The sequence below is a fragment of the Johnsonella ignava ATCC 51276 genome, from assembly GCF_000235445.1.
GTDB lineage: Bacteria > Bacillota > Clostridia > Lachnospirales > Lachnospiraceae > Johnsonella > Johnsonella ignava.
In genome coordinates this window covers 248,957-260,931 of the sequence record NZ_JH378831.1, presented here as the reverse complement: position 1 = coordinate 260,931, position 11,975 = coordinate 248,957, and the positions used below count along the sequence as shown (strand labels likewise).

At 37.3% G+C, this 11,975-nt stretch carries 3 protein-coding genes and 1 pseudogene; 3 read left to right on the top strand and 1 reads right to left on the bottom strand.

Annotated elements, in window-relative coordinates:
* Window positions 1-43: 43 nt before the first annotated feature.
* Complete coding sequence (locus HMPREF9333_RS05575; RefSeq protein WP_005540484.1) at window positions 44-943, bottom strand: PHP domain-containing protein; 900 nt, start codon at window positions 941-943, stop codon at window positions 44-46.
* A 286-nt stretch (window positions 944-1,229) separates the two neighbouring features.
* Between HMPREF9333_RS05575 and HMPREF9333_RS05570 the strand changes: the two genes are divergently transcribed.
* The 3 genes and pseudogenes from HMPREF9333_RS05570 (at window position 1,230) to HMPREF9333_RS05560 (ending at window position 11,937) form a co-directional block, all read left to right on the top strand.
* The gene (locus HMPREF9333_RS05570; RefSeq protein ID WP_005540482.1) at window positions 1,230-3,011 is read left to right on the top strand and encodes a VanW family protein; all 1,782 of its coding nucleotides are present in this window, start codon (window positions 1,230-1,232) and stop codon (window positions 3,009-3,011) included.
* Between the two features lie 462 nt (window positions 3,012-3,473).
* A pseudogene (gene nifJ, locus HMPREF9333_RS05565) lies at window positions 3,474-7,021 on the top strand (pyruvate:ferredoxin (flavodoxin) oxidoreductase).
* Window positions 7,022-7,419: 398 nt separating this feature from the next.
* Window positions 7,420-11,937: a leucine-rich repeat protein gene (locus HMPREF9333_RS05560; protein ID WP_005540478.1), complete on the top strand. Its 4,518-nt coding sequence runs from the start codon at window positions 7,420-7,422 to the stop codon at window positions 11,935-11,937.
* Window positions 11,938-11,975: the final 38 nt, after the last annotated feature.

Sequence of the window (11,975 nt, the reverse complement as noted above, 5' to 3'; positions counted from 1 at the left end):
AAATTTCAGATAATGTTATTTAAATGTATCGCAGTTTTTTGAATTATATAGTATATGATTTTTCCATATCATATAAAACGGATATAGGAATTTTAAGCCCTCCGTAGCCCTTTCCTATCATTATATCAGGCTTGTTCTCTCCATGAAAATCAGATCCTCCTGTTGGATAAAGCCTGTATTTCAGGGCGTATTTTTTTAATTTCATAATATCGGCAAGATTATGGCTTGAATGATGTACTTCTATACCTGACAGTCCAAGGTTCTTCAGATATAATATAAGCTGTTCAAGTTCTTTATTTGAAAAGTTGTATTGTATCGGATGTGCAAGCGATGTGAAAAAATTATATTTATTAAAAAAGTTCATAACCTTTGCTACATCAGTAGTTTTTGGAGGGATATATTTGCCGTTGTATACAAGATAGGAGGAAAAGGCTTGTTTTATATCCTTGACATAGCCTTTTTTAATCATAAGTCTGGCAAAATGTGCCCTTGTTATCTGTGTTTTGGGATTATCGAAATAAAGTTCTTTTTTATCAAGTATTATATTGTCCGCTGCAAGGCGTTTTAATATCTCATCATTTCTTAAATCTCTATTATGTGCAAATTCATAAAGATCATTATATATCCCCGCTGTAGGAAGATTTATAATATCTTTTATTGGATTTACTGAATTTGAGATAGATGCGGCAGGCGTTTTGAGGAGGTAGCCAAGCAGATGGATTTCTTTTTCTTTATAAACGGCACCCATTTCAACTCCGGGAATAAATCTTATATTGAGATTAAATGCCGTTTGGGCTGCTTCTTCTACACCGTCCATAGTATCATGATCTGTTACGGCAACTGCAGCAAGCCCTGATTTTTTCGCCAGTTGTACAAGTTCTGCCGGACTAAGAGTTCCGTCTGAGGCATTTGTGTGAGTATGCAGGTCGATATATTCAGGCATAGCGAAGTTATCTCCTTTTTTATTTAGGATAGCATAACTGTGGTTCGGATTGCAAGCAAAGGCATAAAATTATCATTAAAAACATAAAAGATACATTGGCAAGTATATATAAGTTATGCTATACTTAGCAACGACAACCTGTGTAATGTACAAATAAAGAGTAAGGACTTTAAAATATCTTAAAATATACATTCACAGGTAATATTTATATCATATAACGTTTCAGAAGAGAGCTTATTATAACTGCTCTGCTTCATATGCAGTAAGTATTTAAGAGGTTTAGAAAATGGCTATTAAAAGAAATACAAGGTACAGACTTGCAGGTTCGGGGAGTAACCGTACAGACCGGCCTAAAAGAAAAAATTCTAATCAGTCGGAGTGGGATTATAAAAAAATTGCAATTTTTGGCGGCGGACTGCTTATTGTGTTAATATGCATTATAATCGGCATAAGAGCAGTTATAGCAGGAGTTGGCAAAGGTGCAAAAAAAGAAAGTGAAGCGGCATCTTCAACTGAAAAGATACTTAAAGAGCAGGTATTTGTTGACAGCATACCTATCTCAGGTATGTCAAAGGCTCAGGCGAGAGCTGCGATATTAAGAACTTATACATGGAATATGAAAGTGAGATTAAGTGGAAGCAGCTCGGCAGATGGCGAATATACATTAAAAAACATGGTTGAGCCGACGGTTGATAATCTGCTTGATCAGATATATTCAGGTGCTGCCGAGGAGAACTACACACTTAAATTTACAGGTCTTGATAATGAGATTGCGGCGGAAGTCGCAGCCATGGCACAGAAATGGAATGTAGCTGCTAAAAATGGTTCTATAGCGGGATTTAATAAAGAAAGTGGAGAGTTTTTGTATGATGATGAACAGAATGGGCTTAAAATTGATGAAACAAAACTTACACAGGATATAAAATCGGCACTTGAATCAAAGAATTTCAATACTGTAATTACTGCAAATTCTGAAGTTATAACGCCTGAAATCACAAAAGAACAGGCAAAGGCAATGTATAAAGTTATAGGTACTTTTACTACAAATACTACACAGAATAAAGACAGAAATACAAATATAAGTCTTGCGGCACAGGCTATTGACGGGGTTATAATACCTCCTGGCGAAGAATTTTCATTTAATAACGCTACAGGCAACAGGACTCTTGAAAGAGGATATAAACCGGCAGGTGCATATCTTGACGGAGTTTTAATTGAAGAACCCGGAGGCGGTGTATGTCAGGTGTCGTCAACATTATATAATGCGGTGGTGTTTTCAGGGCTTGAAACTACTGAACGTCATGCACATACATTTGAGCCTACATACTGTACTCCCGGAGAGGATGCTATGGTAAGCTATGACGGCTATGCCGGTCCTGATATGAAATTTAAAAATAATTCAAGTACAGCTATAGCCATAAGGGCAAAACTTGTAGAACAGAAGCTTTCCGTATCCATAGTCGGTATGCCTATACTTGAGGAGGGTGTTAAGATAAGTATGGAGTCTAAAAAGATTTCCGAAAATGACGATTCAGTAATCCAATATGAAGAAGATGACAGTCTTCCAATGGGTGAATCAAGGGAAATCAAGCCGGCGACAAAAGGAAGTCGTTGGGAGACTAAACTTATAAAGAAAAAGGGCAATGAAGTTATTTCAAGTGAATTTTTTCATAACAGCACTTATAAGGGCAAAGGTCCTATTATAAAGAGAAATACTGCTGCAACGGCTCCTCCGAAATCAAATCAGGGATCAGCGGCTTCAGGAAATGCCAATACCTCTTTGACCGCCAAGAAAGCTTCAAAATCTTCAAAATCAAGTTCAAGCTCCGATTCAGAGACAATTGAAAGTCGTCCGGACGGTTCAAAGACGAGTTCGAGTTCGGCAACAAGACCCGGAGAAACTACAACAAAATCATCATCAGGAGAACCGGGAAGCTCTTCAAAGCATACAAAGGATTCATCAGGTGCAAAAACTTCATCAGCTAAAGCCTCCTCAACTACACAGCGTTCACAGGGAGCAACTGAAACCACTGAGGAAACTATAGCACCGTTAAATCCGAACAATTAAAAACCGGTATGATGTGTATATAAGTTGTATTGAGATTAATATTGTATAATAAAAAGCGGTTTGGTCAGTTTAATTAAATTGACCGGATCGCTTTTTTACATAACCAAAAGGCAGATATCATTATTGCTGTATTTTATTTAGATTTAAACAGTTATGTATGCCTTAGAAAAATTCGGGAGTATATTTTTATTTATAAATATATAATTTGGTAAAAATATATGAATTAATATTAATAAAGTAAATTTAAAGTATATATTTTGTATAAAAATATAGATATGAATATAAAAATAATAAAATTAACCAATGTTACTAATTTTTATTAAAACTGTATAATACGGATTGTTCTTAGAATAATACACAATAGATATCTTTTATCAATTGCTTTTTTTTATCTAATGATTATAATTAAAGTAAGGATTTTATTTTTTTTAAAATGCTAACATGTAAGTAGGAGGTGTAAATATGGCTAATAGAAAAATGAAAACCATGGATGGAAATCAGGCCGCTGCTCACGCATCATACGCATTTACTGATGTTGCGGCTATTTATCCTATAACTCCATCATCAGTTATGGCTGAACATACTGATGAATGGGCGACCGAAGGAAGGGAAAATATCTTCGGTCAAACGGTAAAAGTAACGGAGATGCAGTCAGAGGCAGGTGCTGCGGGTGCGGTACACGGTTCATTGGCAGCAGGTGCACTTACAACAACTTATACAGCTTCACAGGGACTTTTGCTCATGCTCCCTAATCTCTATAAAATAGCGGGAGAGCTTCTCCCGGGTGTATTTAATGTATCTGCAAGAACGGTTGCAACACATGCGCTCAGTATATTTGGAGATCATTCGGATGTATATGCCTGTCGTCAAACAGGATGCGCGATGCTTTGCAGCTCATCAGTACAGGAAGTTATGGATCTTACCCCGGTAGCACATCTTGCAGCTATTAAAGGCAAGATACCTTTTATAAATTTTTTTGACGGATTTAGAACTTCACATGAGATTCAGAAAATTGAGGCTTGGGATTATGCAGATCTTAAAGAGATGACAGATTTTGATGCAGTAAACGCATTTAGAAGACATGCTCTTAATCCGGAGCATCCGGTTCAAAGAGGCTCAGCACAAAATCCTGATGTTTTCTTCCAGGCGAGAGAGGCATGTAATCCTTATTATGATGCACTTCCGGCGATAGTGCAGGAATATATGGATAAGATAAATGCCAAGATAGGTACAGATTATAAACTGTTTAATTATCACGGTTCACCTGATGCCGAGACAATCATAGTTGCTATGGGTTCTGTTAATGACACAATAGAAGAAACAATAGATTATCTTATAGCTAATGGAGAAAAGGTTGGAGTAGTTAAAGTAAGACTTTACAGACCTTTTAATGTACAGGCGTTTATAGATGCTATACCGGATAGCGTTAAGAGAATTCAGGTACTTGACAGAACAAAAGAACCCGGAGCACTTGGAGAGCCGCTTTATCTTGATGTAGTTGCAGCTTTAAGAGATACTAAATTTCATAATGTTCAGGTATTTTCAGGACGTTACGGACTCAGCTCAAAGGACACAACACCTGCACAGATGGTTGCAGTGTTTAAAAACACTGAGAAAAAAAGATTTACAGTGGGCATAGTTGATGATGTAACCCATCTGTCTCTTGAAACGGGCAAGCCTCTTATCACTACACCGGAGGGTACAAAAAACTGTAAGTTCTGGGGACTTGGTGCTGACGGTACGGTAGGTGCAAATAAAAACTCGATAAAAATTATAGGTGATAACACCGACATGTATGCACAGGCGTACTTTGATTATGATTCAAAAAAATCAGGCGGTGTTACGGTTTCACATCTTAGATTCGGACATAAGCCTATAAAATCAACTTATCTTATAAGTAAAGCGAATTTTGTGGCATGCCATAATCCTGCATATATAAGGAAATTTAACATGGTTCAGGAGCTTGTTGACGGAGGAAGTTTCCTTCTTAACTGCCCCTGGGATGAAAAGGAACTTGAAAATAAGCTTCCCGGACAGGTTAAAAAGTATATAGCCGATCATAATATTAACTTTTATACAATTGACGGTGTTAAGATAGGTGTAGAGACCGGAATGGGAGCTACAAGGATTAATACCATACTTCAGTCCGCTTTTTTCCAGATTGCAAAGATAATTCCCGAGGAAAAGGCAATTGACCTTATGAAGCAGGCAGCACAAAAAACCTATGGTCGTAAGGGTGAGGATGTTGTAAAGAAGAACTGGGCGGCAATAGACGCAGGTGCAAAGAAGGTTGTAAAGGTAAATGTACCTGAGCATTGGAAAGACTGCAAAGATGAAGGTCTTGATTTTAGACCTGCAACTGATGGCAGGAAAGAAGTAATTGACTTTGTAAATAATATACAGGCTGCTGTAAATGCACATGAGGGCAACAGTCTTCCTGTTTCCGCATTTGCCGATTATATAGACGGAACTTCACCTAGCGGTACCGCCGCATTTGAAAAGAGAGGTATTGCAGTAAATATACCTGTATGGGATAGTGATAACTGTATACAATGCGGTTTTTGTTCTTATGTATGTCCCCATGCAGTTATAAGGACTGTTGCACTTACCGATGATGAAGCTAAAAACTCACCGGAAGGAATGCAAAGTCTTGCTCTTAACGGTATGCCGGGGTATAAATTTGCCGTAACGGTTTCCGCACTTGACTGTACGGGATGCAGCTCATGTGCAAATGTATGTCCGGGTAAAAAAGATAAGGAGACCGGAGAGCAAAAGAAAGCACTTGTTATGAAAAATATGGCAGAGAATGAAGATACTCAGAGGTTCTTTGATTATACGGTTAAACTGCCTGAAAAACCTGATGTAATATCTAAATTTAAGGAGACAACGGTTAAGGGTTCACAGTTTAAAAAGCCGCTTCTTGAGTACTCAGGAGCATGTGCAGGCTGTGGTGAAACACCGTATGCAAAACTTATAACACAGCTTTTCGGCGACAGGATGTATATTGCCAATGCTACAGGATGTTCTTCAATATGGGGCAATTCTTCACCGTCAACACCTTATACTGTAAAAGATAACGGAAAAGGTCCGGCATGGTCAAACTCACTTTTTGAAGATAATGCCGAATTTGGATTCGGTATGTCTCTTGCTCATGATGCTATGAGGCAGGGGCTTAAATCAAAGGTTGAAAAGCTTATGACTGAGGATGTTTCGGAGGAAGTAAAGGAAGCCTGCCGCAATTATCTTGATACATTCCTTGTAGGTGCTGAAAATGGTGCGGCATCTGAAAAACTTGTAAAAGCAATAAGCGGTATAGACAATCCTCTTGTAAAGGATCTTCTTGAAAATCAGGATATGCTTGCCAAGAAAAGCCAGTGGATATTTGGAGGCGACGGTTGGGCATATGATATAGGTTTTGGAGGTCTTGACCATGTTATAGCAAGCGGTCGTGATGTAAATATATTTGTATTTGATACCGAAGTTTATTCAAATACAGGCGGACAGTCCTCAAAATCAACTAAAACAGGTGCAATAGCACAGTTTGCCGCAGGCGGCAAGGATGTGTAAAGAAAAAGGATCTTGCAAGTATAGCTATGAGCTATGGCTACGTATATGTTGCACAGATTGCTATGGGTGCTGATTATGCACAGACTGTTAAAGCCATATCGGAAGCTGAGGCATATCCCGGACCTTCGCTTATAATTGCATATGCTCCATGTATAGCACATGGTATTAAAAAGGGCATGGGCAAAGCGATGACTGAGGAGAAGCTTGCAGTTGAAGCGGGATATTGGCATAATTTCAGATTTAATCCTGCTGCACAGAAGAAGTTTACACTTGATTCAAAGGCTCCTACGGGAGATTATCAGGAATTTCTTAAAGGTGAGGTGCGTTATGCTTCACTTGCACTTAAAGATCCTGCAAGGGCTGAAAGACTCTTTAAACAGAACGAGGATAATGCAAAAGAGAGATTTGCTTATCTTGAGAAGCTTGTGGACTTATACTCATAAAGGTATTAATACTGTTGCCGTTATAGTTATATAACAGAGGCGGTATTGCAGTTAAGTTTGTTATATGGCTTTGTTGCCTGTAAAAACAAATAATTTGCATATATAAAAAATACTTAATTTAAAATAGGGGCTGACAAAAGCTCAGATCGATTACTTATACGGTCTTTGCAAATGTCGGCTCCTGTTTTTTATATAATATTGTATATGCAATTAATGTTAAAAATATAAAACCGATGTAAAAGATTTTTTAAAATATATATAATTTTTAGTGAAAAAAGTTGATAAAACCACTTGACAGTTAGCAAACACTAACATACTATTATATAATAATAATAGATGATGTGGGGGGAAAATACATTTTTTATTTATTTTATGGAAAATCTTAAAAGGAGGGTTCTATGAAAAGTTCAGATGATAGTTTTAAAAAGAAATTTAATTGGAGTGCATTAAACCGCAAAGACTGCAGAAAATTAAAAAAACGCAGATATAAGGGCTTGGCATGTTTTGTTCTGGCATTTATACTGGCATTCGGTCCGGTAGGTTCTGCACTGGCGTATGAGCAAAGTGATGAACGTAATTTATTAAATTCACAGGGCGATACCGCAGATACAAAGACGATTTCAGAAGGCAGCATCAAGACTGAGAATATCCCTACTGAAGCGGTAGAAAAAGAATCGGATTTTGCTTCTTTAAAAGAAAATACTGAAGATGAGTCCGTTTCTGATAATCTTGCAGATCTTACAATTAAGCGTGAAGATGAAATTAATGTAAATGAATGGGTAGCCGTAGATTTCAGTTATGCTGAGATACCTGTTCCGGGAACTGAAGATGATGATGGATATCCTGATGTTTACTATGGCATTACAGGGCTTTCAGACAGTGGAAAAGAAAAGATAGAGAGCAATAAAAATCTTATACTTCCGGATAAGGATTCAAATGGTAAAATTCCGCTGTGGGTAAATGAAAATGCTTTTAAGGGACTTGGGATTGAGGAGCTTACAGTTCCCGGCAATTATACACATATACAGGACAGTGCTTTTGAAAATAATGCAATTAAAACGCTTACACTTGAAGAAGGTGTGATTTATGCCAACAGTTATGCATTTTTAAATAATCAGATAGAAGAATTGAATCTTCCGTCAACATTTAAATATGCTGCAAAGGGAGCGTTTAAAAACAATAACATTAAAAGTATTGAATTTCCTCAAAGCTGTGAAAGCATAGGACCGGAAGCTTTCATGAACAATCAGATAACGAATATTATTTTCGGAGACAATACAAAACATATATTTGAAAGAGCTTTTAAAGGCAATCAAATAACGGAACTTAATATACCGCTTTCATTGAAGAATATAGAAGACGGGATTAAAGGTATATATGACAGTGCATTTGATGACAATCCAGGTCTTGAAAATCCTGAAATACCTTCAGAAAAGAAAGTGATATTATGGACTAAAAATAAAGATAATCCTAATAATCTTGTAAACAGAGGGAATTTTATAGTAGATCCTTCGGCAGAAAATCTTGAATATACAATAAAGGATTTTACTGTGAAAGACGGCATATTGACAGGTTTTTCAGCAGCAGGAAGTAAAAAACTTGATAAACTGGGAAAAGGTACCGTACTGAAACTTCCTGCAAAAGATTCCGATTCAAAAGCCATAACCCAGATAGGAGAGTATGCATTTCAGAATGATGTGCCTGAAGTTGACAAAATAGTAGTTCCGCAGGGCTATACAAAAATCTGTGATATGGCTTTTTGGGAGGCTTCAGTAAAAGAAATTGAACTTCCCGACAGCCTTGAAAGTATAGGTGAGATGGCTTTTTACAGACAAGATGGAGAAACTGTAACAGGCTATGTTTCATCACAGGAAAAACTTAAATCAATTAATAACCAAAGTGATTATGTAAAACTTGAAGTTAGGGGAGGCGTACCGTCTAAACCGGAAAAACCGAAAGATTCGGAAAAATGGCTTAAAGGGGATTTTACCTACGACTCCATATCAGTTAACATTGATAATGCAAATACGGATTTATATGCGGTTACAGGTCTTAGCGATTCGGGCAAGGAAAAATATAAGACAAATAAAATGATTGAACTGCCGGAAAGCGATGCCGCAGGAAAGAAGATAGAAGCGGTTGCAAACCGTGCTTTTACCGGAAGCTTCGGCATAAGGGGAATTACGGGTGTTTCAATACCTGAAGGCTATGTTTACATAGGTTCAATGTCATTTGCTTTTAACAGTATAGAGGGTGAACTTAAGCTTCCATCTACATTAAAATCAATTGAAATGGGTGCATTTTTCAGAAACAGAATAGACAGTGTTGAAATACCTGCAAACATTACTTATATACCTATATCATGTTTTAGAGGCAACAGACTTGCGAAACTTGTATTTAAGGGTGATATTGTAAGTATAGATAGATTTGCCTTTGGTGAAAACCGTCTTGAAGAGATAAATATACCGGATTCATTAAAGGAAATAGGTATTCAGGCATTTGAAAAAAATCACGGAAAAGCGGGGTATGGCGGAAAGCTGGTATTAAGAACTGTTTCGGGCAATAATCCCCAGAAACTGCCTAATAAGGAAAATTATATAATTGATCCTAAAGAACAGGAAAATCCTGATGATATGGATTATACAAAATGGACTGTTGAGGACTTTGAATATACGGGTCAGACAGTTAACGGATTTTCCGCTGACGGATTTAAAAAAATCAAGAAAAACAAAGCTCTTGTAATACCTGATTTCAATTCGGAAGGAAAGCAGGTTTTAAAAATAGAACAGGATGCTTTTAGAGCACTTAATTCAAATTTTGATATAGAGAGTGTAAAAATCCCCGATACAGTAGTTGAAATAGGTGATTATGCATTTCAGTTCAATGAGCTTACCGAGGTTACGCTGCCAAGGGATCTTGAAACACTCGGCATGGGAGTGTTTATGTCAAACAGTACTCTTAGCGATATTAAATTTAATAATAAGCTTAAATACATAGACCAGGCATGCTTTTTTGAATGTCCGATTAAAGAGCTTGAGCTTCCGGGTTCTGTTGAAGTTGTAAGAAATGCCGCATTTAGGAAATGTTTCCTTACAAGTCTTAAATTTAACGGAAATAATCTTAAAAAGGTTGATTCACTTTCATTTGCCGATAATGAACTTAGTACGGTGGTTCTGCCTGAAGGACTTGAAGAGATAGGCTCACAGGCATTCGGGAACAATAAATTTACAGAGCTGAATATACCTGATTCACTTAAGGTTATAAAAATACAGGCATTTGTAGGAAATCCGGGTATAAAGGAGTACGGCAATGCAGTAGTCCTGCATACTAAGGACGGGAAAAATATAAACAAGCTTGCCGACGATATAAGCGGTACTTTTGTTATAGATCCTGAAATAGCAGCCGATGAAAATGATATAGCACAGTTAAAGGATATAATTGAAAAGCTTGAAACGGTTGATAAAGAAAGTCTTGGGAAGGATTTTAAAAAATATTTTGAAGAGAACCTTGATTACGGGAAAAAGGTGCTTGAAAATAAAAAGAGTTCCGTTGCAGCCGTGCAGGGTGCTGTTACAGCACTTAAATTTGCACAGGGCAGGGTAGAGCTTAGCATGCAGATGGCAAAAAAGGAAGCTCTTGAGAAAAAAAGCTCCGGGTTTGATAAGGCTCTTTGGGAAGATGTTGATATAGCTTATACATATGCAAAAAGATATCTTATGATTGTAAATATAACCGATGAAAAGGTAAAGCAGCTTGCAGGCAATCTTGAACTTGCACTTTCAAGACTTGAATCTGACGGTATATATGGAAGTGAATATTATGACGGTGAAGCCGAGGTTCCAAAAACACATTATATAGAGCCGTATACTATAAAAGTCAGAGTATGGGTAAAGGACGGAAAGCTGGCATATGTCATGGACAATAAAACACAGTCCGATGATCCGGATGAAGATGAGAAGCATAATGAGGGATATCTTGAGATGGCAAAGCCTGTACTTTTAAGGTATATAGGCAAGGATATATCTGAAATCAAAGCTTCAAAAAACAGCAAAGAGCTGGATATTGATACAATCTCAGGTGCCACTGTAAGCAGTATGGTTTATTATGATGCAATTAAAAATGCGGTTAATAAGATAAATGGGCAAAGTCCTGATAATCCTAAACCTGACAATCCTAAGCCCGATAATCCCAAACCGGACAAGCCTGATAATTCTAAGCCGGACAAGCCCGGCGATGTTAAACCTGACAGTCCCAAGCCTGATAAAAATGGGAATCCGGCTCCTGAAGAACCTAACAAACCGATAGTTCCCGATAATGATAAGGGTAAAAATCAGGGAAATAACGGAAATAAAAATAATGCAGGCGGCTCAGGTTCAGGAAGAAGCGGAAGCGGCGGAAACGGCGGAGGCGGCAGATTGTCAAATGTAAAAACTTCGCCTGATAATTCACAGGAAAGCATTATTATAGATATTGTTGCAACGATAGAGGCAGGAGAGTGGATATATAATAATGGCTGGTATTACAAAAAAGATGGAAAAATTGTAAAATCCGCATGGATAAAAAGTAATTCTCGCTGGTTTGTAGTTGACAAAAACGGAAAGCTCGTAGAAAATAAATGGGTAAAGGTAAAAGATAGCTGGTTCTATGCCGAGGACGGAGGTTATATATCTGAAAACAAATGGATATTTAATAAAAATAACTGGTTTTATGCTGAAAATGGAGGCTATATATCCGAAAATAAATGGATTGATTTAGGTGGAAAATGGTACTTCGCAAAAGGCGGCGGTTATATAGCACTGTCTTCATGGGAAAATATAGGCGGAAAATTCTACCATTTTAATGCTGACGGAAGTCTTTCAGTTAATACACAGGTTGATGGACACAGTATAGGTGCTGACGGTGCAAGGACAGATTAGTAGATAAAGCTTTGTACAATATAAAAATAAAAACTATT

Bases quoted from the DNA above. Each gene is read 5' to 3' on its own strand.
- HMPREF9333_RS05560 (WP_005540478.1), top strand. From the start codon at position 7,420: ATGAAAAGTTCAGATGATAGTTTTAAAAAGAAATTTAATTGGAGTGCA.
- HMPREF9333_RS05575 (WP_005540484.1), bottom strand. From the start codon at position 943: ATGCCTGAATATATCGACCTGCATACTCACACAAATGCCTCAGACGGA.
- HMPREF9333_RS05570 (WP_005540482.1), top strand. From the start codon at position 1,230: ATGGCTATTAAAAGAAATACAAGGTACAGACTTGCAGGTTCGGGGAGT.